This window comes from Paenibacillus sp. 1182 (assembly GCF_017833915.1).
Lineage (GTDB): Bacteria > Bacillota > Bacilli > Paenibacillales > Paenibacillaceae > Paenibacillus > Paenibacillus polymyxa_D.
In genome coordinates this window covers 292,830-316,946 of sequence record NZ_JAFICR010000001.1, presented here as the reverse complement: position 1 = coordinate 316,946, position 24,117 = coordinate 292,830, and the positions used below count along the sequence as shown (strand labels likewise).

Annotated in this window: 21 protein-coding genes; 5 read left to right on the top strand and 16 right to left on the bottom strand. The window is 47.5% G+C overall.

The features are described 5' to 3' along the window. Positions 1 to 9 precede the first annotated feature (9 nt). The 4 genes from mutS to JOD82_RS01555 all read right to left on the bottom strand — a co-directional run bounded on the left by mutS (position 10) and on the right by JOD82_RS01555 (position 5,886). Positions 10 to 2,829 carry a DNA mismatch repair protein MutS gene (gene mutS, locus JOD82_RS01570; RefSeq protein WP_069010614.1) on the bottom strand — a complete coding sequence of 940 codons (2,820 nt, stop codon included), beginning with the start codon at positions 2,827 to 2,829 and terminating at the stop codon, positions 10 to 12. A 110-nt stretch (positions 2,830 to 2,939) separates the two neighbouring features. Further along, a complete protein-coding gene (locus JOD82_RS01565; RefSeq protein ID WP_193373361.1) occupies positions 2,940 to 4,172 on the bottom strand; it encodes a putative amidoligase domain-containing protein in 1,233 nt (410 codons plus the stop codon). Positions 4,173 to 4,305: 133 nt separating this feature from the next. Continuing rightward, positions 4,306 to 4,863: an outer spore coat protein CotE gene (locus tag JOD82_RS01560; RefSeq protein WP_013310588.1), complete on the bottom strand. Its 558-nt coding sequence runs from the start codon at positions 4,861 to 4,863 to the stop codon at positions 4,306 to 4,308. Between the two features lie 126 nt (positions 4,864 to 4,989). Next, positions 4,990 to 5,886: a LysR family transcriptional regulator gene (locus JOD82_RS01555; protein ID WP_029518123.1), complete on the bottom strand. Its 897-nt coding sequence runs from the start codon at positions 5,884 to 5,886 to the stop codon at positions 4,990 to 4,992. 115 nt (positions 5,887 to 6,001) lie between these two features. Between JOD82_RS01555 and JOD82_RS01550 the strand changes: the two genes are divergently transcribed. Further along, on the top strand, positions 6,002 to 7,318 hold the full coding sequence (locus JOD82_RS01550) for an amino acid permease (RefSeq protein ID WP_029518124.1): 1,317 nt from the start codon (positions 6,002 to 6,004) through the stop codon (positions 7,316 to 7,318). A gap of 21 nt (positions 7,319 to 7,339) precedes the next feature. On the opposite strand, the gene JOD82_RS01545 is transcribed toward JOD82_RS01550, so the two are convergent. The 5 genes from JOD82_RS01545 to JOD82_RS01525 all read right to left on the bottom strand — a co-directional run bounded on the left by JOD82_RS01545 (position 7,340) and on the right by JOD82_RS01525 (position 12,803). After that, positions 7,340 to 8,296: an aromatic acid exporter family protein gene (locus JOD82_RS01545; RefSeq protein ID WP_029518125.1), complete on the bottom strand. Its 957-nt coding sequence runs from the start codon at positions 8,294 to 8,296 to the stop codon at positions 7,340 to 7,342. 119 nt (positions 8,297 to 8,415) lie between these two features. Then, positions 8,416 to 9,249: an ABC transporter permease gene (locus JOD82_RS01540; protein ID WP_013310592.1), complete on the bottom strand. Its 834-nt coding sequence runs from the start codon at positions 9,247 to 9,249 to the stop codon at positions 8,416 to 8,418. Between the two features lie 8 nt (positions 9,250 to 9,257). After that, positions 9,258 to 10,070 (bottom strand): ABC transporter ATP-binding protein, encoded by an 813-nt coding sequence (locus JOD82_RS01535; RefSeq protein ID WP_069010621.1) that lies wholly within the window; start codon positions 10,068 to 10,070, stop codon positions 9,258 to 9,260. Next, on the bottom strand, positions 10,067 to 11,158 hold the full coding sequence (locus tag JOD82_RS01530) for an ABC transporter substrate-binding protein (protein WP_069010623.1): 1,092 nt from the start codon (positions 11,156 to 11,158) through the stop codon (positions 10,067 to 10,069). Before JOD82_RS01530 ends, JOD82_RS01535 begins: the two co-directional genes overlap by 4 nt. 127 nt (positions 11,159 to 11,285) lie before the next feature. Next, on the bottom strand, positions 11,286 to 12,803 hold the full coding sequence (locus JOD82_RS01525) for a carboxypeptidase M32 (protein WP_069010624.1): 1,518 nt from the start codon (positions 12,801 to 12,803) through the stop codon (positions 11,286 to 11,288). A 173-nt stretch (positions 12,804 to 12,976) separates the two neighbouring features. Between JOD82_RS01525 and JOD82_RS01520 the strand changes: the two genes are divergently transcribed. The 4 genes from JOD82_RS01520 (at position 12,977) to JOD82_RS01505 (ending at position 15,256) form a co-directional block, all read left to right on the top strand. Continuing rightward, a complete protein-coding gene (locus JOD82_RS01520) occupies positions 12,977 to 13,540 on the top strand; it encodes a beta-class carbonic anhydrase (RefSeq protein ID WP_029518130.1) in 564 nt (187 codons plus the stop codon). A 251-nt stretch (positions 13,541 to 13,791) separates the two neighbouring features. After that, the gene (locus JOD82_RS01515) at positions 13,792 to 14,364 is read left to right on the top strand and encodes a PadR family transcriptional regulator (protein WP_013310597.1); all 573 of its coding nucleotides are present in this window, start codon (positions 13,792 to 13,794) and stop codon (positions 14,362 to 14,364) included. Between the two features lie 154 nt (positions 14,365 to 14,518). Continuing rightward, the gene (locus JOD82_RS01510) at positions 14,519 to 14,974 is read left to right on the top strand and encodes a hypothetical protein (protein WP_069010626.1); all 456 of its coding nucleotides are present in this window, start codon (positions 14,519 to 14,521) and stop codon (positions 14,972 to 14,974) included. 3 nt (positions 14,975 to 14,977) lie between these two features. Further along, positions 14,978 to 15,256, top strand: a complete 279-nt coding sequence (locus JOD82_RS01505; RefSeq protein WP_039271218.1) for a YxcD family protein — start codon at positions 14,978 to 14,980, stop codon at positions 15,254 to 15,256. Between the two features lie 160 nt (positions 15,257 to 15,416). Here the strand turns inward: JOD82_RS01505 and JOD82_RS01500 are convergent, their stop codons facing one another. The 7 genes from JOD82_RS01500 to JOD82_RS01470 form a co-directional block, all read right to left on the bottom strand. Beyond that, positions 15,417 to 16,331: an STM4011 family radical SAM protein gene (locus tag JOD82_RS01500; RefSeq protein WP_069010628.1), complete on the bottom strand. Its 915-nt coding sequence runs from the start codon at positions 16,329 to 16,331 to the stop codon at positions 15,417 to 15,419. Beyond that, positions 16,328 to 17,746 carry an STM4012 family radical SAM protein gene (locus JOD82_RS01495; RefSeq protein WP_069010629.1) on the bottom strand — a complete coding sequence of 473 codons (1,419 nt, stop codon included), beginning with the start codon at positions 17,744 to 17,746 and terminating at the stop codon, positions 16,328 to 16,330. Before JOD82_RS01495 ends, JOD82_RS01500 begins: the two co-directional genes overlap by 4 nt. 69 nt (positions 17,747 to 17,815) lie before the next feature. Next, positions 17,816 to 18,598: an STM4013/SEN3800 family hydrolase gene (locus JOD82_RS01490; protein ID WP_069010631.1), complete on the bottom strand. Its 783-nt coding sequence runs from the start codon at positions 18,596 to 18,598 to the stop codon at positions 17,816 to 17,818. After that, positions 18,591 to 19,931, bottom strand: a complete 1,341-nt coding sequence (locus tag JOD82_RS01485) for an STM4014 family protein (RefSeq protein WP_069010633.1) — start codon at positions 19,929 to 19,931, stop codon at positions 18,591 to 18,593. Before JOD82_RS01485 ends, JOD82_RS01490 begins: the two co-directional genes overlap by 8 nt. A gap of 67 nt (positions 19,932 to 19,998) precedes the next feature. Next, complete coding sequence (locus JOD82_RS01480) at positions 19,999 to 20,841, bottom strand: STM4015 family protein (protein ID WP_039271210.1); 843 nt, start codon at positions 20,839 to 20,841, stop codon at positions 19,999 to 20,001. Positions 20,842 to 21,064: 223 nt separating this feature from the next. Beyond that, positions 21,065 to 22,531, bottom strand: a complete 1,467-nt coding sequence (locus JOD82_RS01475; RefSeq protein WP_039271208.1) for an efflux RND transporter periplasmic adaptor subunit — start codon at positions 22,529 to 22,531, stop codon at positions 21,065 to 21,067. 68 nt (positions 22,532 to 22,599) lie between these two features. After that, positions 22,600 to 24,117: a DHA2 family efflux MFS transporter permease subunit gene (locus JOD82_RS01470; RefSeq protein ID WP_061831583.1), complete on the bottom strand. Its 1,518-nt coding sequence runs from the start codon at positions 24,115 to 24,117 to the stop codon at positions 22,600 to 22,602.

Below are 24,117 nucleotides of genomic sequence, written 5' to 3'. Positions count from 1 at the left end.
TTATTTTTACTACAGGCCATTGGCCTTATTTTTAAGATCATTTAATAGCTGCATTGCCTGTAAAGGAGTCATATTCATGACATCAGCATTCTTCACCTTGCGCAAAATTTGGCGCACAATTGGATTCGTCTCTACTGTCTCTGCGTGGGGCTTGGAGGTGGCAAGCTCCTGCTCTCCAAAAATGGACAGCTGTACCACTTCGGTTGCTCCTTGCTCCAACCTGCTGGAATCCTCCACAGTCTGTAGAGTATCTTCTTTTACCAGGGTCGCCTGCTGTGATAAAGACTGAGCTGATGATGCAGTTTCTCCGCTTTCTCGCAATGTCTGGCCTGAATTATATTTGGTCAAAGAAGAAATATCCTCTGTCCCTGAAACTGTACGAAGATCAGTCCCTTCCTTCCCTCCTACTACTATCTCGGTACCTGCCGTTACTTGAGCCGCTGCCTGTTCAAAACCATTCAGCAGTCCATTCGCTCGCTCAATAATGTTATTGGGCAAGCCTGCAAGCCGAGCACAATAAATACCATAGCTACTGCTAGCCGCTCCCGGTATGAGCTTGCGCAGGAAATTCACTTTGTCGCCGCTTTCCTGCACGGCCATAGAGTAATTTCGCAGCGAAGACAGGCCTTGCTCCAAATGCGCCAGCTCATGGAAATGCGTGGATACCAGTGCCTTACAGCCGATCGTGTCATGGACAAATTCGATGACTGCCTGTGCAATTGCCATTCCTTCACTGGTAGACGTACCTCGTCCCAGTTCATCAATAATGATCAAGCTTCGCGGAGTTGCTTTGTCCGTCATTACTTGGATATCTGCCATTTCGACCATAAACGTACTCTGCCCGCCGATAAGATCATCCGCTGCGCCGATCCGTGTGAAAATGCGATCCAGCATCGGCACCTTGGCACGTGCAGCAGGGACAAAACAGCCAATTTGAGCCATAATTGCAATAAGTGCGACCTGACGCATATACGTACTTTTCCCAGCCATGTTCGGCCCGGTGATAAGTAGAATATGCGCATCCGCTTCCTCCAATACCGTGCTGTTGGCGATAAAACCGCCATCTTTCATTACAGCCTCCACCACGGGATGGCGACCCTGCTCCACTACGAAATCATATCCTGTAGTCAGCTCAGGTTTCACGAATCCCCGTTCCGCGCTAACCGATGCCAGCGACTGATACACGTCAATTTCAGCCACTTGCTCTGCCAGCTTTTGCAAACGGGGAATTTCAGCGTTTAGTTTACTGCGAAGCTCGGAGAAAAGCGTATACTCCAGATCAACCATTTTATCCTCGGCTTCCAGAATTAGAGATTCCTTTTCCTTCAACTCCGGTGTAATATACCGTTCCGCATTCGCCAACGTCTGTTTGCGTTCATATCGACCTTCTGGTAATGAAGCCAAATTGGATTTGGTCACCTCGATATAATAACCAAATACTTTGTTATATCCAATTTTAAGTGACCGAATGCCGGTTGCTGCACGTTCCTTGGCCTCTAGCTCAGCGATCCAACGTTTACCGTTCACACTCGCCTCGCGCAGTTCGTCCAGACGCTGATGGTAGCCTTCCTTAATAAGACCTCCATCCCTTACGGAAATCGGCGGTTCATCCGCCACCGCTTCCTCAATCAATGTACACAGGTCTGTACAGCTATCCAGCGTTTGTGCAATCTGTCTCAGCGTCTTCGAAGGAGATTCAGCGCACAATTCGCGTAAAGAAGGAATTCGGACCAGCGACAGCTTGAGAGCGATCAGATCGCGTGCATTAGCACTACCAAAGGCAATCCGCCCAACCAGACGCTCCAGATCGTAAATCTCTTTAAGCTGAGCACGTACATCCTCTCGGAAAATAAACTGGTGGTATAGCTTGTCCACCGCCTCCAAGCGTTCCTCAATAAGACTGCCGCTCAACAACGGCTTGTCGATCCAACGACGCAACAGACGCGCTCCCATGGAAGTCTCTGTGCGATCCAACAGCCACAGCAGCGAGCCTTTCTTGGAGCGTTCACGTACTGTCTCCACCAGTTCCAGATTCCTGCGGGTAAATGGATCCAGAATCATAAAATGGTTTGGCTCATATACGGAGATTTGGGTCAATTGGCCTAACGATCTTTTTTGCGTTTCATTCAAATAGGAAATCAAGCGTGATACGCACCGTCTGCGTTCCTCCGTAAGCCTTGCCCACGTGGCTTCGCCAAATTGATCCCGAACCAAATCATCCTTGGATTTGTCCCAGGCCGTATACACAACACGCCGTCCAACGGGGGACATACGGGAAGCCACAAAATCAAGCAGATGACCATCCCCCAACATTTCGGACGGCTCATAAATGTTTATTTCATCTAGTAGCCATTCTTTCGAATCAGGCACAGAGGTCACATACAATTCACCTGTTGACAAGTCGCACGCCGCAAGAGCCAGCATCCCGTCCGTCTCTGTGACACATACCATGTAGTTGTTGGATTTATCACCCAGCACCTTGCCTTCCATTACTGTACCCGGGGTCACAACGCGGACAATATCCCGCCGCACCATCCCCTTCGTAGCTGAGGCTTCCTCCATTTGCTCACAGATGGCCACTTTATAACCTTTCTCAATGAGGCGCTGTATGTAATTTTCCGCTGAATGATAAGGCACGCCGCACATCGGAATTTTTTCCGTGGCGCCACCCTCACGACCCGTAAGTGCAATTTCCAGCTCCTTGGATGCAAGAATTGCATCATCGAAAAACATCTCGTAAAAATCTCCCAGACGGAAAAACAAAAATGCATCTTTAGCCTGCTCTTTTATGGATAAATACTGCTCAATCATCGGTGTATATTTAGACATACCGTTTACTAACCCCCACACTTTGTTCCGTTTAAACTTATAATTATCTCTCATTATATCAAAAATGACAGTCGATAACATGAAACCATTCCTGGTGTCGACACTTGATTTTACGTAAGCTTCCAAAAGGGGCGCAAATCCCGTGATTCATCCCACTGCTTCCCCTTGCGGAGGCTGTCCAGCAATGGCGCTACATAAGCTTCATATTGCGAGTATATTTCCAGTGAAACCATATCCAAAATAAGAGGTTCCATATACTCCTTAAGCACAAATTGATTTCCTTCATAAAAGGCTCTGTGAGCCTCCTCTTCACCCAGCGGCCTACGTTGCAAACGCGGATATTGAGTAGCAATGAGAAACGCCATACCAATCACACCTTTCGCTAGCTGTGGCGAGATAAGAAAACTGGGCAGTGTACGATATTCAAAGCCTCCATACGACTGACGTCGAAAATCACCCAAATTGCCATAATGCGGTCTGCGCCGGGCCGCACGCTTGTCTTCCAGTAGCGCCAAAGGCAGTGCCAAATAGTTATCCAGTGCCCGGAGCAAGGCACCGTTTAGCGCAACCCCGCTGAAATGCAGATGTCCGCCCAGTGGAAAACCCGGTTGCGGCATCCCCCCCGCCTGCCAGATGAGTGTGCGGTCGGTAATGCGCCGGGCTGCGGTTGCAAAAGCTTGACGCAGGTGCTTCAGCAGACGGTCCGGATCTCCACTCGGCGCTGGACGAAGCTCAGCGACTGGATACAGCGTTCGTCCTCGACGCGTAACAGCATCGCAGCCGGCTATGCCGAGACGACCCAAATATCTTGAGGCCGGCACGACCCGTCCCTCTGGCATACGAATCAGCACAAATTCAGGGTCCATTCCGATGAGTAGTCGATCTCTCCCTCGTTGCGCTGAAAGATTCTCACCCTCAACATCCCCTTCGCGCGCAGCAATTTCATATAGCGTGGCCAAACGTCTATCATTTAACCATGGCTGTGCCGAGACTTCGCGCACCTGACAGCTGCGCTCCCCCAGCGGAGTCAGCATCACCTCACCACTGTCCAAACCCAGTGTATACAACGCACGTACAGCTAGCCGCTCCATCCGGACATAGAGCGGTGAATGTTGATCCAGTTCAGACAGATCGTATGCGCGGACTTTGGAAGGGCCTTCGATGGCACGCCTACGAATCTCCAATACTCGCAGTTGATGGATTTGCACCGCGTAGCCTATCGCAAAATCTGCTATACTGCTATCCATCCACTGCACCGCTATGCCTGAACGCTCCAGTCTACGCTTTTTTTCATCATTTGGCATCTGCCTGAAGCGTATGAGCGCCTGTCCTGGCTGCTGCATTATATCCCCCCTACGAACTACGTACGGATTTCAATCCAATTTCAACCCGCAACAACAAAAAAGGAGGGCCTTTGCCCCCTGCGCAGAATCAGCCGGCGCAAGAGTAAAGCGGCCCTCTTTTTGGTTGCTTCTGTCAGAGCTCGTCGTCAATGAGGTCGGGGTCGAGCTCCTCATAGTCCCCCTCTTCCGCTCCAAAATCAAAGTCTTTGTCAAAATCATCGCTGCTGCCATTCGGGAATACTTCTACAACAATCTTCGTTTCCGCTACCAGCTCCACCGCAAATTCCCGCTCGACCCGGATCATTACGCTGCCACCTCCAGAAGACACACTGGCCTCGACGCAACTCGGCTCCTGTGTAGCTTCGGCGGATACTTCCACTGTAGACGCCCGGTGCTTCGGATCAAGATACGAGAGCGGCACATTTTCTACGTACGACACCGTTTCCTTGGCAACATCGGTCTGCGAGTTTTTATCGTATGAGTACCAAATATTGATATCATACGTCCCGACGACCTCAATGCCGTCCCCCGCCGCCACAGCTTCATACTGGTGGTTAATAATCCATGCCCCTAAAATGCTCGTCGGATTATTCGGCGGAGTTACGGTATGGGTTACGGTAGAGAATCTGCGACCTTTACCACAGATCGCTTTGGTAATAATCTCTCTACGATTTTTATGACTTAATGCCATTCTTGAACCTCCTCCATACAATCAATCATTCCATACATATGTATGCAGGTTGTGGGCGAATGTTGAGTGAATAGGCGAAAAGGAAAAAATATTATTTGTATAAGCATATGCCGTGATGGCTTGAACTCATGCACGCCAATGTGTTACATGCTGCTCAACGATCTGTAAAAATTCGCTAAGAGCCGGGGATTTCCACTTTTTCGTGTGATAAGCGACCTGAGTAGCCACCTGCTGTTCACTGTCATCCCAGGCTAAACGCGCCATTTTACCTTCTCGCAGCTCATTTTGTACCGTTACTAGCGGGAGCAACGCAATACCCAGCCCAGCCATGACACACTGCTTGATGGCTTCAATACTCCAAAATTCCAGGCTAGGGTCTGAAAAAATACCGTGTTTATTCAGATACTGCTCAAAAAGGATACGGTACGTACATCCTGCCTCTGTATGCAAAATGGTTTCATCCTTCAAGTCGGCAGGCTCTACCTGGGTATAGGTAACCAGCGAATGCTCGAGTGGCGCAACCAAGGCCATCGGCTCGTGAATAAGCGTGGTGACATTCAGTTCTCTATCCTCTGTCTCGGGCTGAAGCAAAAAAGCCAAATCCAGCTCACCGGAACGGATCAAATCGCGTAATTCCCAGCATTCGCCGGGTTTGAGGACAATTTTAACCTTCGGATACCGCTCCCTGTACTCACGGATCAAACTCGGTAGACGAAAAGCGGCCAGAGACTCTGGTGCTCCTATTTTCAGCGTGCCTGCCAATTCCGTTTCTGAACGAAGCGCATCCTTAGCCATAGCATGCATCTTGGAAATTTCCTGCGCATAGGGCAGCAGACGTCGCCCGGCATCCGTCAGCATGATTTTTTTGCCAATGCGATCAAAAAGCGGCGTACCCAACTCAGTCTCCAGCGTTTGAATTTGAGCAGTGATACTCGACTGTGCATAATCCAGTATACGCGCTGCTCGCGTAAAACTGCCTGCCTCAACTACATTTAAAAAGGTAAACAAATGCCGCGATTCCATAATCCGCTCCTTCAATCGTTTTTTTCGATGCAAGCAATCGTTATATTCCGTTTTTCCGATAGATTGATTATCTGATAAGCTGGAGAAAATAACAATAGAAAGAAGGCTTTTCTGCATGACAAGTGAAAGTAAACTTCAATCCACCATTGGTCTTCCACAGGCCATTGCACTCTATATCGGAGCTGTACTGGGTTCGGGAATATTGATTGTGCCTGGTCTTGCCGCCCAAATGGCGGGACCGGCATCGCTGCTGGCATGGGGTTTTATGACCCTGCTCATCTTGCCAATGGCACTTTCTATGGGTCTTCTATCCGCCAAATTCCCGAATGCGGGTGGAGTATCGCATTTTGTCACGTTGGCCTTTTCACCACGTGCCGGTGCTTATATCGGGTGGTTTTTTCTCATGTCAGTTCCGATTGGGGCTCCTGTTGCCGCACTCACCGGAGCCGGCTATATGACCGCAGCCATGGGCTGGGGAGAGGAAAGCCGCATGATGTTAGCCGCTGCTATGCTGGCGGTGGGCCTGATCATCAATTGGATCGGCATGAAGGTCGCGGGACGTATTCAGATCGCAGTCGTCATAGCTATCGTTGCTGTCCTTATATTCGCCATTGCCGCAGCACTTCCTCAGATGAAAACAATCCACTTCACCCCGTTTGCTCCACATGGCTGGCTCTCCGTCGGTCAAGCGGCCGCGATTCTGTTTTGGTGCTTTATCGGTTGGGAGGCCGTGTCCCATATGTCAGAGGAATTCACTAATCCCCGGCGGGCGGCCGTTAGAGGTGTGACCATTGCAGCCGTCATTGTTGGTTTGCTTTATTTCTTAACAGCGCTGGCTACTGTGGGCACACAAAGTTACCTTGCAGGGGGTTCGGATGCTTCGCTCGTATGGGTGATTAGTCGGGCTATTGGGCCATGGGGCGCGATAATTGCAGGCTTGACGGGTATCTTTATTTGTACCGCTACTATTATTGCTTATGTGGGTGCCGCTTCACGTGTCGCTTATGCTTTATCCCGGCAAGGACAGGCCTTTCGCTGGATGGGCATGTTATCCCAACGATTCCACACCCCTATCGGAGGCATTGCTTTTCTTAGCGTCTGCTTCGTGATCATTATGGTGTTGTACGGTAGTGGTACTGTTTCACTCACTAACCTGATCCAGTTCCCGAACGCCACCTTTATTCTGACCTATCTCGGCGGTTGCGCAGCAGGAATTAAACTTCTACGTGGTAGTCGCTGGGGCGTTGCCATTAGTTGGATATCGTTTATCTCTACAGCGGTCGTTTTCCCCTTTGTCGGATGGGCTATGCTGTATCCTTGCCTGATCACCGCTGTCTTATGGATCACAGACCGAATTCGGCACAAACGGACTTTAAACCATCCGGCTTCTACCGACACTGAACAAGAAAAGGCTACTGTCCGTCATGGATAGTAGCCGCTCAAGGCCTTTACTCTAATTTCTTACTGGAGTAGGGGCCTTGTCCTTTTTCGCAATTTTCAAATACTGATGAAGCTCATGTGTAAGCTGTAATAATGCCGAACGAATCTCAAATTCCTCCCGGGTTGCGGGAAGCTCCATGGCTTTAAATTCTTCACGAACCTGCTCCAGCAGCTTCTCGGTCTGTCCCGTATAATGTCCAGCCAAAACGTCATTGCTAAGCTGGTCGAACAGCTCAGCCAGAAGCTTGGCCTGCGGCATATGCTGATACATTTGTGCGATCAACTGCATCATGTTTTGGATCGAATCCAGCTGTTCTTTTCGCATATAAAAATACACATTCCAGCCCTCTTGGGGACGAAGCATCTGATTTTCCAAGGAACGCCCCGCCTCAGTGACCCCTTTGGCTATCACGCTGTTCGCTTCAATAACTTCCTTGCCATCCCATATGTATGCTGGACTACGCAGCGTATTGGCCATATTTCTGAATATAACAGAAAATGTCCGATCTACCTCCTGCCGAATTTGTTGCATGGTATTATCAGAACCCGGCATATAGGCTAAATTGACAATCATTGCGGAACCCAGTCCAATCACTAGCAGACCTAGCTGGGTCAGCAGTACCTCCATATCAATCACGCCGCCGCTGAATACGCGAAAAACCACGACCGAACCGGTGACAATCCCTTCTTTAAAGCCCACCCGTACAATGACTGGAAACGCCGTTAAAATATATAATGCCAGTACCCAATCATGGAATCCGAATACTACAAACAAAACACAAGCAAAAAGAAGCCCCACGACGGATGCAAAAAATCTCGCCGAAATAGTACGGAGACTTCTCTTGCGTGTGACATCCACCCCCAAAATCGCTAAAAGCCCTGCTGAGGTAGCACCATGAATGCCAAAACCCTCCGCAATAAGTACGGCCATTAATGCGGCAATAGCCGTTTTAATCGTACGAAAGCCCATGAAAAAATTCTGTCCTCTCTGGATGAAATCTGTTTTAGCATTTTCATAAATTTTAAGTATTTTCATTTTTCATGGTACTTTATTTTCACGTTTTACACAAATGTTCAGAACTTTTATTATTACCGATGAGGACGACCCGAAAGCAGGCGATGCTCCACATACACGACCGCCTGATACATCAGAGTAGCTACGACAGCAATGATCAACAAACTGGACATAACCAGCGTGAAATTGAATACCTGAAAACCATAGATAATCAAATAGCCTAAGCCGTTTTTAGCTACCAGAAATTCACCAACAATCACGCCAACCCATGCCATACCCACATTCACTTTCAGTGTAGAGACAATTGCAGGAAAGGATGCAGGCAAAATCACCTTTTGAAACGTATCACGGCGTGATCCGCCAAACGTGCGAACCACTTTGATTAGATTCGAATCGACTTCCTGAAAGCTGTTGTATACGACTAGTGTCGTAATGATGACCGTAATGGAGAGGGTTGTCATTAGAATAGCAGTAAATCCCGCCCCAAACATAACGATAAAAATTGGACCTAGCGCCACCTTAGGCATACTGTTGAACACGACCATATAGGGGTCAAGCACCCTCGACAAAAACGGTGACCACCAAATAAGTACAGCCAGCAACGTACCTAACAGTGTACCGAGTAAAAACCCCGCCATCGTCTCTCCCACGGTGACACCTACATGTCCCCATAATTCACCACTGACCGCATCCTTACCGATCTGGGTGAAAATTTTGCTCGGATAGCTGAACAACAGTACATCAATCCACTTCAATCGACCTGCAATTTCCCATAATACAAACAAAAGCAGTAAAATAGCTGTCTGTACCCCTGTCACTAACCATCGTTGCGAACGCCTGCTGCGTAAATACGCCTGATGTAGTCCTTGAATCCAACGTTGCTCAAGCTGATCCGCTTCGTCCTTCATACGTTAACTCACTCCTTTGCTCCCGAAGCCTCCAGTTCACCCCATATTTCATGAAAAAGCTCATTAAAACCCGGCTGCTCGCGTGCATAAAAAGGCTGAGCTTCTCGGATGCAACCCGGAATCTCGAAGGTACGTCGGACATGACCAGGATTTCGACCCATCACTATAATCCGGTCACTGACCGCAATGGCTTCGGCCAAATCATGTGTGACTAAAATAGCCGTCTTCCTCCGCTCGCGCAAGGTTTCCGCAATCAGATCTTCCAGCTGTAGCTTGGTTTGATAATCCAGCGCGGAGAACGGCTCATCCAGCAGCAGCAATCCCGGATTGGTCGCCAGCGTCCGTACCAGCGCCACGCGCTGGCGCATTCCCCCAGACAACTGGGATGGATGCAGATGCTCCTTCCCTCCCAGACCCATGCCTTCCAGTAACAGCCTTGTCTGCTCACGTGCAGCTTCATCTACTCTGTTGGCTAGTTCCAGACCCAACAATGCGTTCTCCATGATCGTCCGCCACGGGAACAGATAATCCTGCTGCAGCATGTAACCAACTTCTGGACTCGGCCCACTTACCGGCTGACCTTGCAACATGACTAGGCCTGCCGCTGGACGCAGTAGCCCTGCGATCATGGACAGGATCGTCGTTTTGCCGCAGCCGCTTGGGCCGACCAAGCTGACAAACTCCCCTGTCTCTACGGAAAAATCAATATTCTCAACCGCCAGCGAAGCTTCACGATCCGTTACATAGACATGCGTCACTTGCTCCAGTCTCACCATCGGTCTTGTCGCGTCCGAAGTTAGATCACTCCGTTCCTCCATCATGACGAACCTCCAGCATCGACACCTGCATCCGTAGATTCAGTTGTGCTCTTTTTCACAGGCGGTTCAGTATTTCCGGTAGAATTTGACGAAATCGCTTGTTGGGCAAAACTTGGGTTCACTAGCTTATCCAGTGCAACTGGACTTTTAAGCTCCCCTGCCGAGGTCATGACATCCTGTAAGTTCTTCCATTCCTTTTCCTCAATCATCGGGTTCAAAGCATAGGTGCTCTGTTCCTTATATCGCTTGATACTACTCGTCAAAATAGCTAAATCTGTATCTTTAAAATAGGGCGTGATTGCTTCGGCAATCTGTTCAGGTGAATGCGTAGCAATCCACTGTTGTGCCCGATATACAGCATTTGTAAATTTCTGTGCAGCCTCGCTATTTGCCTTCAGGTAGCTTTGCTTAGCCATATATACCGTATACGGCAATTCGCCGCTCTCCACACCGATAGAGGCAACTACCCGCCCACGACCTGCCTTTTCAAAAATAGATGCCTGTGGCTCAAATAGCTGTACATAATCCCCTGTACCCGAGCCGAAAGCAGAGGCAACATTAGCAAAATCAATATTTTGAATCAGCTTCAGATCCTTATGAGGATCAATGCCGTGTTTGCGAAGCGTAAATTCAAGTGACATTTGCGGCATTCCTCCCTTGCGTTGCCCCAAAAAATTTTGTCCTTTCAGCTTTTTCCATGCAAAGTTATCCTGCGTTTGACGGGCAAACAAAAAGGTTCCATCCTTCTGTGTCAGTTGGGCAAAATTAATGATAGGGTCCTCTGCTCCTTGCTGATACACATAAATAGATGTTTCCGCGCCGATGAGCGCGATATCCGCCTGGTTGGACAACAACGCCGTCATCGCCTTGTCCCCCCCGGGAATCGTTGCCAATTGGACATCCAGTCCCTCCTGAGCAAACATTCCCTGGCTCAAGGCTACATACTGCGGCGCATAAAAGACCGTACGGGCTACCTCGCCTAGTCTGATCTCAATTGTCTGCTCCCCCCCTTTGGGGGTGCACCCACTGAGCAACAGTAATCCGAGTAGTGCCGCAGCCACCACAGCTTTGAAACGAGCGCCGTTTTTCATCCTTATTCCCTCCCCACCTTTTTACATCCGTTGACTTCATATATTGTTATGCGGTTGTCGATATATTGGTTAATTGCACAAAAAAAAACCACGTTCGCCCGGGAACGTGGGGAAGATGGCATATGATTTACAGCTTGTATATGGAGGTATATTTCTCTTCCAGGTAGTCGGCGAGATAATCCGGGTTCAGATCTTCACCTGTAATGGCTACAATCAACTCGGAAGGCGTCCGGCTCTTGCCGTAACGGTAAATACGTTCGGTCAGCCATTGCTTGATCGGCTCAAGTTCTCCAGCAGAGATTAATTCATCTAGATTTGGTAACTCTTTGCGTAATGTCGCCAAAATTTGTGCTGCATACATATTGCCAAGCGAGTAGGAAGCAAAATAGCCAAAATCACCACCGGACCAGTGAACGTCTTGAAGTACGCCCAGTCCATCATTCGGTGGAAGTAACCCTAGGTATTCCTTATATTTCGCATTCCACACCTCAGGGAGACGCTTCACATCCAGCTTTTCATTAAACAACATTTTTTCAATTTCATAACGGATAATGATATGTAAATTATATGTTAGCTCATCCGCTTCAATACGAATCAGTGAATTTTCCACACGGTTGACTGCCCGATAGAATTGATCTGCCGTAACCTTTGCCAAGCGATCAGGAAAATGCTTTTGCAAATCATCGTAATACCGATCCCAGAAAGCACGACTGCGTCCGATTTTATTTTCCCACAAGCGGGACTGGGATTCATGAATCCCCATAGAGGTTCCTCCCGACAGTAGTGATCCTGCTAGCTCAGGAGCAATATTTTGTTCGTACAGCGCATGGCCTCCTTCATGCAACGAACTGAAAATAGCACTGGTTACATCATCTTGCAGATAATGTGTTGTTATACGCACATCACCTGGATTTAATCCTGTTGCGAAAGGATGTACGCTCTCATCCAAGCGGCCTGCGTCAAAGTCATACCCCATCTGACCTAATATGAACAGGCTGAACTTCTCCTGCTGCTTCACATCAAACACACCATCTAAAAAGCTCTTATCCGGCTGGTTCGGTGAAGCCTGAATTTTAGACAGCAGTGGCACAAGGCGCTTTTTGAGACGATCAAACACAGCATCCAGTTTTTCAACCGTCATCCCCGGTTCATATTGATCCAAAAGCGTGTCATACTCTGTATCCTTAACCCCCCAGTAGCCGATAAATTCGCGCTTCATGTCTACGATTTTAGACAAGTAGGGTTCAAATCCGACAAAATCGCTATGTCCCTTTGCGTCCTCCCACTTGCTCTCTGCCTGCGCTGCAAGAATGCTATAATCCCGGTATCGGTCTGCCGGAACCGAACGATTAAGGTCATAATTTTTACGGCATTCCTCCACCAATCTGCGATCGTTGTCTTCCAGTTGCTCCAGCTTATCTACTGTGGCAAAAAATTGCAGCAATTGTCCCATTTCATCCGAGATCATCAGCTTGAACATTTCAGTGGACAGCATACCCAACGTCTCCGACCGAATGTCAACACCCTTGCGCGGAGCACCAGTTCGTAAATCCCAGTGCAGCAGACCTACTGCTTCGCCATAACTACTGATTTTGTGTGAAAGCTCCTTTAAAGCCGTCAATTGATCCAACGTCTGTTGCGCCATATTTGAGGTCACCTCTTTAACTTAAAATGGATAAAACTTTACAATACCTATACTTGATGATACTTATATTAAAAAGTATAATCAACTCACAACATGTACGACCAGCTCCTAAGACCTAAAATAAACGTTGGGCTGTACATATCAAACTTTAATAGAATCTGGAGGGAACAATCGTGAATCACATCAAAGAAATTTTAGAGTACAATCGTGTTTTCGTAGAAAACAAAGAATACGAGGCCTATAGAACGGGCAAGTTCCCCAATAAAAAAATGGTCATTATCACTTGTATGGATACACGGCTAACGGAGTTACTCCCGAAAGCCATGAACCTGCGCAACGGTGATGTGAAAATCATCAAAAATGCGGGTGCTATTATTTCACAGCCCTTTGGAAGTGTAATGCGCAGTGTGCTAGTCGCCCTGTATGAGCTGGGAGCAGACGAAGTCGTCGTTGTAGGTCATTATGAGTGCGGCATGGCTGCATTAAATGCAGACCACATGGTCAATGAAATGCTCGATCGCGGAATTTCTCAGGAAGTGCTGAATACATTAGAAAATTCAGGAATTAAGCTAAATAAATGGTTAAAAGGTTTTGACAACATTGAAGAAGGGGTAAGAACTACCGTGAAGCTTATTAAAAATCACCCGCTTCTCCCTCCTAATGCCCCCGTTCACGGCATGGTTATTCATCCAGATACAGGAGCGTTAACACTTCTCGTTGATGGAAATGAACAGTAAATAGGATACGCTTCGGCAGAAGGTTACCAGGGTAGTTTAAGCTCGTACATACGAGCTTAAACTACCCTTTTTTATGAAAAAAAGCACATATACGTGGAGAATGACAAGAATCAATTTTGGCTAACCTGTGAACGACCTGACTGAAAGTTGTCAAACCATACAGTTTCAGTGTACACTTTTCATGAAGCTGCAGAATAGCTGCCGCAGTGCTGTTACAACCGTTACTATGATGGATGAAGGAGATAAGATCTATGAATTTACTATCGTATGGTCTGTTGGGGCTTCTCGCAAGAGAGGAATCCTCCGGCTATGATCTGATGTTGCGTATCCAGCCTTTTTGGCAGGCCAAGCACAGTCAGATCTATCCGCTACTGGCCCGTATGGAGAGCAAGGAACTGCTAGCCTCCCGTTGGATTCAGCAGTCCGACAAGCCTGATAAGAAAATGTATACCATTACCGACAAGGGAATCCATATGCTTCAGCAATGGTCCCAGGAAGCGTTAGCTGCTCCGGTTACACGGGATGAATTAAGTCTTCGACTGTTCTGTCTTTGGTTAACGGACAAAAGTAGTGCCAATCGTATGCTGGAGGAACGCAAACGTCATTTTATTCAGAAAATCCAGCATCTTGAGGATATCCTGAACGATATTCCTGCAGAGAATTTACATTTTGGCAGTAAGAACTTTGGTGACTATATTTTAGTACAAAAAGGACTTTTGAATGCTAAAGCAGGTCTGGAATGGTGCCAAATGGTTCTGCGTATGCTGCTTGCCGGTGATGTCAGTGCTGACACTAATCCGTTTTCACTTAAGCCGCAAAGCTGAATGTTTTAGCCAATCCATGCATAGGATTTATGGGACGTTATTATTTAATTTTTTAAAAATTAAAATTCTTTGAAACCCTTTTCCATGCCATTCGTATTACTGGTAAGCGGTTGTTTGACCTATAAACAAATTTACTAAGGGGGATTATATTTACATGAAAAAAACATTCACTTTGAAAAATATGATGATGCTGATGATGGCTTTTACCCTACTCATTGCTATGATCGCACCATCTACAGCTGACGCAAGGCGAGGCGGCGGGTTTAAATCCGGACCTAAATCATACCAATCTACACCAAGCAAGGCGAATGACAGCAATGGAATTAATAAGTCAGATAGCGGAGCCAAGTCAGGGGCAACTGCTGGTAATACAAGCAGAACCGGTGGATTCCTTGGCGGTGGCGGCGGATTTCTGAAAGGTATGATGCTGGGCGGTTTGGCAGGTATGCTCTTCGGCGGATTGTTCGGCAACATGGGCGCATTGGGCAGCTTGCTTGGCCTTGCCGTTAACGTTCTGGCCATTTACGTCCTGATCATGATCGGAGTAGGTATCTACCGTGCTATTAAAAATCGTCGCAGACCAGATGATTCCCGTGGAGGACGTTACTAAGCTATGATTTTGAGTATGGATGAGATTGTCAACGCTATTTGCTTGCATATGGCTGAACGTAAAGGTGTCCAGCCCACGGATGTGACAGTAGAACTAAGCTGGGAAGAGGATACAGGTTATTCAGCAGAAGTCCATGTACAGGGCCGCAGTCAATATCTGGTGGAAGCCAATATGATTGAAGCCATTCTGAGATACCTATATTCCGAATACAATATTCGTGCCTATCGCGAACAAATCAGATTGGATCTGGATGAAGAAATTACTGCTATCATCCAAACTTGATTATATCGCATAGAACAGTCGTATAGAGTTATTGTCGTATAGAGTTATTATAAAACAAATGAACCGACCTTTGCTTGATGGCAAGGGTCGGTTTTTTGTTGATCGTTTTTCTAATAGATCAAGGTGCTATAGTATTACATTTAGATGTGGACACCCCTTGTTATATGGATTCATTATCTCTATGAATAGCCTGTCTGCTAAATGATGGAACCGGAGATACCTGTACTTGCGGCACTCTTTCGAGTAAGCTACTACCGTACATTTCCCAAAACGGCTGCTCTTCCATATGAATATAGCCGATATAGCAGCCGCATTCTTTCATCCGGCACGGACGTTTGCCACTCAGACCCTTAAGACCATCTCTATATAAGTGTCCAAGCACCCGTCGATCCTGATAGCAGTGTTTTACTCTTCCGTCACCCTGGACATAAAATACATCTTCACCGGCGCGACATGCCCGTCCCTGACTGCTATAATCCTTTAAATTCCATTGAAAATAGGGGTCGATCGCAGTTAATTCAGTAACTTCAGCATCTGTATAATAATGGGGTCGATCCTTGTAAGCGTTGATCCACAAATAAACATCCCTTGGAAGTTGCGATCTTAAGGAACGAATAGCTGGGAAGGCTTGTCTTAACCCGACGGTACCGACACTATAGGAAATACCAAGTTCATATATCTTCATAGCCTGCGATATAAAAACTTGCTCTTTCGTCTCTCCAGGGTGATATGTAGCCCACAGCGCAGCAGTCTCCGCGTTCAGTTCTTTCGTCCAATCCAGCTTCGTCGAGAGATTCGTCTGTACCGCCACTTTTTCCACATGCGCCATGTGGGAAAACTCAATCATGGTCTTGCGATACCAGGAATGAATCAAGGCTTCTCCATACGGATTAAAAAAAATAGAGAGACGATGCCCCAAAACGCCCTGTTTCCGTACCCAATCAGCAAAACGTTCCAACTGGACCCGATCCTTGTTCAACGTTTCCCGACTATCAACGTTTTTACTGAACGGGCAATAAGGGCAAGCATAGTTACACGAGGTCAACGAACCACGATAATATAAGGTCGCTCTCATGCGCCTACATATCCTTCCATACGCTCACGTACTGACGTGGAGATCATCCAGTCCCCAATCGCATCGGAATAGGCCATTCCTTCCTCTGTAAGTCGCAGCGTGCCCTCCTCGACGACAGCCATACCGGATTCCAGCAGCAACGACATTCCTGTAAAATCGTCCGACAGGGATACACCGAAGCGCTCTGCATAGGCTGATAGCTCCAAACCTTCCCGATGAAGAAGCGCCTTTAAGATAAAGCGTCGCTTACTCTCATCCACATTTAAAATAAAGCCGTAGTCAGCCAGATCATGACGTTCCGCAGCAACATAATCTGCGATAATGCTACGGGTAGCTGCTGCACTAACCCCATAACGGCTGGCATAGTGGACATTGCGTGTATAGGAGCGTGCACCACACCCCAGACCAGCCATACCTTCCTCCTGGCAACTGTAGGGTAAAAGCTCTTTGTTGGATATACCATCATTTTTAGCAAAACGGCGCATGGAGTATTGTACATATCCTGCTTGTTTGAGCCGTTCGCGCGCCACTTCATACAAGCTAAGGCGAATATCATGATCCAGCCCGGTATAGCCTGGCTTTAAAATCGTATTTTCTCGAATATATAACGGATAAAGAAATATTTCTCCTGGCGAGTAAGACAGGGCTTCCTCTAAAGAATACAGCCAGGTTTCCACCGTTTGACCAGGCAAGCCATAGATCAGATCTACGTTCAGCAAAGGAAAGTTGTATTCCACCAGCCGCTCAAGTGCTTCTCTAACAAGTTTGGGCTTCTGAGGTCGGTATATGGCGGCACTTTCTGATTCCACAAAGCTCTGAATTCCCATACTGACACGATCTGTCCCGCGGCGCTTGAGCACCTCCAACCTGTCTTCAGTCACAGTATCGGGAGAGGTCTCCACCGAAATAGAAGCTCGCTTAGGGTCCAGTCCCATAATATTTTCCGCAATGTCAAACAAGCGCTCCACCAAAGGAGCCTCCAGTAAGGTCGGTGTACCGCCGCCGATCGCAAAACGTGAAAAAGGTCGACGCCCCATAATGGGTGTCCATTGCTTGGCTTGTCTTTCTAGTGCATCCACATACTCCTTATGTACATCCAGACGCTTGTCCGGCAAAGTGAACAGGTTACAAAACCCACAGCGAGCCGCGCAAAATGGAATATGCATATACAAAAAATAGCTTTCTAACTCCTCCTTCTCCCACAACTCCTGTAATGAGACTGGTGTATCAAACGGACGATAGGCCGTTTTATGCGGGTAAGAGTACAGATAGGAGCGGTAAGGAGCTTCACGGATTGTGCTTGCCCATTCAGCAGGAGTTTCAGGCCACTGAAACCTAGACGGTGCTAAGTTTGTGTCTATCTCCGGGGCTGGCGCATCCGCTGGATGCGAGTGATTCAGATTTATGGCTTTCATTTCTGCTCCTTCCTCACGCTGGATTGATTTCTTGATATTTTACCAGTGCAATCTATACTTCTATTTGCTCTATAAAATAAATTCGCGGTAAGGCACATTCCAGACTACCTCATGCGCCAGACGATGTCCTTCATAGCCGTCTTCCCCATAAGCTGTACCATGATCGGAAAAAACCATGCAAAACGTCTTGCCCCGATTTCGCAAAGCATCAAACAAACGTCCAAGTTCACCATCCACATACCGCAAGGCTGCCCGTTGAGACTCCACTGAATCTTTGGCTGCGCCCTTCACAAAATAATGATTAGGCCCATGGATCGCTGATACATTCAGAAATAAAAACAAGCGCTGTGACGGGTCTGCATTTTCCAACAGTTTCAGAGCATGATTCACCTGATTCTCCGTCGAACGGGGGTTGGTAACACCAAAGTTCATACGCCAGTAGCTTTCTTGGAAATATCCAGGCAGCACCTTGGCAAGCTTATTTTTCTTTGTAAAAAAAATAACGCCGCCGATACAGATGGTCCGATAACCTTCACCCTCTAGCCCGGACACAATATCCGGGGCATCGAACAGCCACGTATGTGAATGCGTACGCAATCCCGTATCCTTGGTGTGGAACAGACGAATATGTGAAGTCTTATCTGTATTCGCTGGAGTCGGCAAAAATCCGCCAAAAAAAGCATGATGTGCAGCATAGGTAAAGCTACCCGGTGTATGGCGTTTTTCCCACGACCCGGAGCCGCACAAATTCGGACAGTTCTCTTCTTCCAGCTTTGCTACGTCATAACGCAGAGTATCAAGCGTAATCATGACAATATCATGAGAGCCGACAATTTGATTCATATCAGTCATATCTGTTTTTCCTTTCCGTACCCACGCTCCTATTAGCGAGGTGCTGCATTTCCCATTCATACGGATTCCAACCCTGATGCTCAACTCGGTACAGCAAATCACCGAACGGATTAACATCCAACACATAGGGATGACCACCATGAGCCGGAACCAGCACATCCAGTCCAGCAACCATGGAGGCTGGAAAAACACTCATAGCGGCTTTCGCCGTAAGCTGGACCGATTCCACCGTATTCTGCGGTAATCCGGCTTCCTTCAGCGAGAGCCGCTCATTACGCAAATGCAAATTCGTAATAGGGCTGTGGCTCAAACGTAAAACCGCATGGCAAGCTTCTGATCCGCACACGAGTTGGCGCACATCATAAACACGCCCATTCAAGGTCGCTTTGGGAATCCAGCGCTCCACATGTACCCCTTCCAGGCATAGCCAGTTAAGGATAGCATGAATGTCCTGCTTATCCGTATAACGACGCAATCGTCCGGCATTATAATACACGCGCTGTCCGTGTATGATTTCCGTTCCAATCGTGGTCACTGCCAGTTCCGCGTGTGTGTGGGGATGTACCTGATAGGCCATGACACCAGAAGCACCGGACCCACAAAATATTTTCACAAATACGCGGTGAAACCCGCTCTCCTTCATTGCCGTGTGCAGATCGACAACATCACGAAATGCACCACCTGAAGATGCAAGCACTGGTGGAACCCTTATATCTGCCTTGCCTAAATCGGCGCTACAACGCCGTTTGTCGAACATCACGGCAACTTCCGCCGGGTCGTTCATCCAGTGTGACGAGGGCCAGAGCAGAGCCACTTCATCCCGCAGCCAGGCCAGCAGACGGCAATAGCCCCGGAACCATTGTGCCGGGTGCCAAATACGACCGTGCTGCTCCTGCAGACATCGCGCTTCTGCCGCCGATATACCTGTGCCTTGTGTCCATTCGGGCCATGGCAACAGAGAATCGTCTCCCTCACCATCCGAGGCACCCAGAGCAATCAACTCACGCTCTACCTCAAAGCTTTCGCCCGGTGCATCCAGACGAAGCAGCGGACCACTGTCCATCTGCCCCGCCAGTAACTGATCAATGCTCTCTTGCACAAAGGAACTGCCATTCACGCTATCTTGCGTAGCTCGTGCAGCTATTCGCAACATCAGCTCGCTCAGACCTTGTTTCTGCCGAATAGCTTCCAGCACATTCTTATAGGAAACCTCCAGAGCGGGCGGAAGCATTAATCTGCTTCTCGCCTCCTGCAGCCCAGTAGTTCGACGATTTCCCGGATTACCGAACAAGATAAACGGCTCGCTGACATTACAGTCTGACATCCTAACCATAGAGCCGCCTCACTTTAGATCAATTTAATTTTGAAAACAGTCCGTTTTAGAAATCCATTTGTACAAATTACTCAGTCAGTGATGGATAGCGCCAATCATCTTCCTCATCCGCTTCTTGTTGATCTTCCACGTTCACAGATAGACCTGAGCTTTTCCAACGTTGCATCATTTCACTAGACATATAATGATAGCTCAAATCCAGATGCTTCAGCCCTTTTATACTTTCACTAGCCAGTAGCGCTTCTGCACCTTTATCAGACAACGTACCTTGTGAGAGATCCAGCACTTCCAATTGTCCAATCACAGGGGCATTAGCTGCTGCAATAGCAATTTCATCCTGTATTTCACTATCTTTGAGTCCCAAGTATGTAAGTTTGGGAAAAGGATTGCTGTCTAAAAACGGCAAAACATCTTTCAGGCTACCGTCAAAGCCATAGTTCTCGACACCCAAATACAGTTCCAACTTGCGCAGTTCAGGCAGTTCAGCATTACGTATTTGCTCAAGAACGCTCACAGGCAGACCACCACAGATAATAACCAATTCTTGAAGATGGTTATGACGAAGCGGCTCCAAGCTCAGGTCCTGGCTACCTTTGATATGAAAGGACTCCAATGCTGGAAACGCTTCTAACAATGGGGACAGATTCGTCTGGTTAATCCAGGAAACCTCACACTCATCGTATTCCATATCACCAATAAACAGTTTGCGTATCTTAGGGAATTGATCTTTGAGTTTCACTAACACTGGGATAAAATCCTCTGGTGAACTTTCATAGGCGCCGCCCCAATCTCCAATGATGAGATCTGTAACTTGCGCGCTCTCCGGCTTGGCTGCCAGTTCCTCAATAGATTTAGCCATCGTTTGGCCATTCTCATAAGCTTCATAATCCACTACCAATTTCACTTCCATCTTACAATTCCTCCGATCGCTTGTCTGAGATCTCGTAAACTATCTATTTCCAATTTAGTCTATCCTATTCTACCAATGTTCGTCAAAAATAGTCCCATATCGACATTAATCCTATGTAAAATTTGCTGAATGAAATAAAAACAAGACAGCCCCCTAAGCAGGCTGTCTTTGCATATTCATAATAAACTTCTACTATTATATAGTACGTAAGTTTAGAGCCTAATTATTGGCTAATTGTAATCGGTGAGTTATCGGACAGCAATGCCAGATTATTCACGATCACATTCTCCTCATTGCTCAAGCCACTGGTAACGAGTGTTTGTGAACCTGCCGTCTGAACAGTCTTCACTTCCTTACGTTTCGCATGGTCTCCGTTTACAACATATACATATTCTTTACCTTGATCCTTTTGAACTGCCGCAGTAGGAACCACAATTCCTTCTTGTGCATTGGCAGCGACAAAGCTGATATCAGCCAACATGCCGGATTTCAGTTTCGTGTCTGGATTCGCTACTGAGATTTTTACAGGATAGCCTTTTCCACTTGCATCCAACGGGCTTACATTTTTAACTGTACCTGTTGTTACAATGTTGGAAGCTGCAACACGAACCTGTACCTTGTCACCTGCTTTTACATTGTTGATCTGCTCCGCTGGAACATAGATCAATGTATTGACCGTACTCAGATTAGCGATGACCAGCGCAGGAGACTGAGCGGATACCATTTCGCCCACTTCTGCATTTTTCGTGCCCACAATACCATTGATCGGTGATGTAACAACGGTGTCATCCAATGCATCCTGAGCAATGTTCACATTCAGCTGAGCCTGCTTAAGAGATTGTTGGCTGGACTCGATAACCGCAGTATTTTGAGATACTTTGAGCTGATTTTGCGCATTACTGTAACCGCTATTTGCATTACTGTAGCTATTTTTTGCTGAATCATAGCTGTTGCGAGCTGTAGTTAGAGCCTTCTGCGCAGCTACCAGCTGATCTTGCGCGTTAGCCTGCGCATTTTGTGCATTATTGTAAGCCGCTTCCGCATTCACGACTGCTGTTTTGGCTTGTTCTAATTGAGCTTGGGTGCTCGCACCTGCATCAAATAGACTTTGTGTACGTGTTACATTCTTCTGTGCATCTGCCAAAGCTTGCTGCGTTTGTTTCACCGTATTGGCTGCCGAGGAGACACCATGTGTTGCTTGTTCTACGGCTGTAGTGGCTTGATTAATAGCTCCCTGTGCCTGATTGATTGCACTTTGGGATTGAATCACGCCACTCTTGGACTGCACTAAGCCCGAGTTTGCCTGAACCATCGTAGATTCGTGGGATGCTTGAGCGGTGCTTACTCCGGCTGCTGCCGCAGCTGCTGCGGCGCGGGCTTTCGCAACATTATTCCGCATGTCCTTATCATCAAGCTTGAACAGTACTTGACCCTTTTTAACCTCGGAGCCAATATCCACAGGCAGTTCAACCACTTTACCGCCCACTTTAGGCACGATGTTCACCGTCTCCGATGGTGTAACCGTTCCTGTATAAATATTCCCCTGTCCGATAATTCCCTGCTGTGCTTGGCTGATTTTAACCGGAACGACCATATCCTGAGCCGCCCCGCTATTACTGGAGCAGCCTGCCAGCACTGCGCCGCCGAGCACTAAAGCCGCTAATGTACTTTCTACTCTCAATATTTTCATGATAATTCCCTTTCTTTCTGTCCGTGGAAATAATGTAAGTCATCCAGTCGTATTTTATAGTTCCTTGATTAAGCTTCCGGCTGTGTCTTTGCTTTCTTCCTCTGAATAAACAAAAAGATTAGTGGAATCGTGCAAAACAGCGGTATGGATGAAATGAGGAACGTATCCCCAATCCCTCTTGATGTGGCATCTAGTGTGATTAAACTACTTATGGATGACATCCATGAGCTGCCCAATGTCGCTTGTAGCGTATGAGCCGAGTCTGGTGTAATGGACTCCGAAATTTGCTGGGCATGAGCAGCCGAACGGCTTTGCATAATGGCGGTTAGCACTGCAATCGCCATAGATGCAGCTACAGTACGTACCAGATTGGATGCTGTAGATGCATTGGCTACCTTGCTCGGATGAACGGCATTCATACCGACCGTGGATAATGGCATCATGCAAATACCAATTCCCAGACCCCGTAATGCCATTACGGTTTCCAACCAGGCATGCGAAGTATCTGGCGTAAGCTGGTGAAGATGATAGGTCATAAAGCTGGTTAGCGTCAGGCCCACAAGCCCCAAAGGCACAATTCCGAACTTATCGAACAGCTTCCCGGCAATAGGCATCATAGCCGCCATGGCAATGGCCTGTGGAATGAGGATAATACCAGTATCAATCGGTGACACACGCTGGATATTTTGCAAAAACAACGGTGTTAGGAACGTTCCTCCGTACATCCCCATCATGACCAGACTAGAGGCAATAACACTAATCGTATACTTTGAATTCTTGAATAATGAGATTTCAATTACAGCATTATCCTTGCCGCTTTCTACATAGATCAGAAAAACAAGTGCCCAGAAAGCAATAAACAGCAGGGATACAATTCCAAAAGAAGTCCAGCCATCACGCTGGCCGTTGGTCAATGCGTACAAGAGTGTTCCGGCACAAGTTGCGGCCAGCAAAAAGCCCGGTAGATCAAACGGCTTCGGCTCTACTTTAGGCGGCTCTTTGATTAGAAGAATAACCATTAAAATTGCAAATAAAGCAACCGGCACACTGACAATAAACAAGAACCGCCAGTTAAACCACTCAATCAAATATCCGCTAAGCGTAGGCCCTACAGCCGGCGCTGCCATTGCGGCGATCCCCCATATACCAAGGGACATACCGATTTGTTCACGCGGCATAATTTTGTAAATAATCGTCATACTCAGCGGCATAATAACACCACCGCCCAGACCAGCCAGCACCCGTGCTGCGATCAGGGAAGAATCACTCCATGCAAAAATACATATTCCCGTTCCCAGCGAAAATACGCTGAGCGCTAGAATCAAAAACTTTTTGTATCCGAGGCGCTGCTCCATATATCCGGTAATCGGTACGATTACACCAGATGCAAGCGTGTAACCTGTAATAACCCACTGAATACGTGTCGTCGTAGATCCTAAATCCGTCGTCAATCTAGGAATGGCGACATTGATCAGACTGTTGTTCAGAATGGCGACAAAGGCGCCTAAAACGATAGCGAAAAAGGCAAGCCAGCGTTCTTTGGAAGAATCTGTCGAAGGAGCAGCAGCAATATCATTGGCAGCCAC

Excerpts from the sequence above, each read along its gene's own strand:
- JOD82_RS01480 (WP_039271210.1), bottom strand. The coding sequence starts at position 20,841 with ATGGAAGTGAAATTGGTAGTGGATTATGAAGCTTATGAGAATGGCCAA.
- JOD82_RS01565 (WP_193373361.1), bottom strand. The coding sequence starts at position 4,172 with ATGCAGCAGCCAGGACAGGCGCTCATACGCTTCAGGCAGATGCCAAAT.
- JOD82_RS01485 (WP_069010633.1), bottom strand. The coding sequence starts at position 19,931 with ATGGTTAGGATGTCAGACTGTAATGTCAGCGAGCCGTTTATCTTGTTC.
- JOD82_RS01510 (WP_069010626.1), top strand. The coding sequence starts at position 14,519 with ATGAAAAAAACATTCACTTTGAAAAATATGATGATGCTGATGATGGCT.
- JOD82_RS01535 (WP_069010621.1), bottom strand. The coding sequence starts at position 10,070 with ATGATGGAGGAACGGAGTGATCTAACTTCGGACGCGACAAGACCGATG.
- JOD82_RS01550 (WP_029518124.1), top strand. The coding sequence starts at position 6,002 with ATGACAAGTGAAAGTAAACTTCAATCCACCATTGGTCTTCCACAGGCC.
- JOD82_RS01525 (WP_069010624.1), bottom strand. The coding sequence starts at position 12,803 with ATGGCGCAACAGACGTTGGATCAATTGACGGCTTTAAAGGAGCTTTCA.
- JOD82_RS01545 (WP_029518125.1), bottom strand. The coding sequence starts at position 8,296 with ATGGGCTTTCGTACGATTAAAACGGCTATTGCCGCATTAATGGCCGTA.
- JOD82_RS01540 (WP_013310592.1), bottom strand. The coding sequence starts at position 9,249 with ATGAAGGACGAAGCGGATCAGCTTGAGCAACGTTGGATTCAAGGACTA.
- JOD82_RS01515 (WP_013310597.1), top strand. The coding sequence starts at position 13,792 with ATGAATTTACTATCGTATGGTCTGTTGGGGCTTCTCGCAAGAGAGGAA.
- JOD82_RS01505 (WP_039271218.1), top strand. The coding sequence starts at position 14,978 with ATGATTTTGAGTATGGATGAGATTGTCAACGCTATTTGCTTGCATATG.
- JOD82_RS01555 (WP_029518123.1), bottom strand. The coding sequence starts at position 5,886 with ATGGAATCGCGGCATTTGTTTACCTTTTTAAATGTAGTTGAGGCAGGC.
- JOD82_RS01500 (WP_069010628.1), bottom strand. The coding sequence starts at position 16,331 with ATGAGAGCGACCTTATATTATCGTGGTTCGTTGACCTCGTGTAACTAT.
- mutS (WP_069010614.1), bottom strand. The coding sequence starts at position 2,829 with ATGTCTAAATATACACCGATGATTGAGCAGTATTTATCCATAAAAGAG.
- JOD82_RS01475 (WP_039271208.1), bottom strand. The coding sequence starts at position 22,531 with ATGAAAATATTGAGAGTAGAAAGTACATTAGCGGCTTTAGTGCTCGGC.
- JOD82_RS01560 (WP_013310588.1), bottom strand. The coding sequence starts at position 4,863 with ATGGCATTAAGTCATAAAAATCGTAGAGAGATTATTACCAAAGCGATC.
- JOD82_RS01495 (WP_069010629.1), bottom strand. The coding sequence starts at position 17,746 with ATGAAAGCCATAAATCTGAATCACTCGCATCCAGCGGATGCGCCAGCC.
- JOD82_RS01490 (WP_069010631.1), bottom strand. The coding sequence starts at position 18,598 with ATGACTGATATGAATCAAATTGTCGGCTCTCATGATATTGTCATGATT.
- JOD82_RS01530 (WP_069010623.1), bottom strand. The coding sequence starts at position 11,158 with ATGAAAAACGGCGCTCGTTTCAAAGCTGTGGTGGCTGCGGCACTACTC.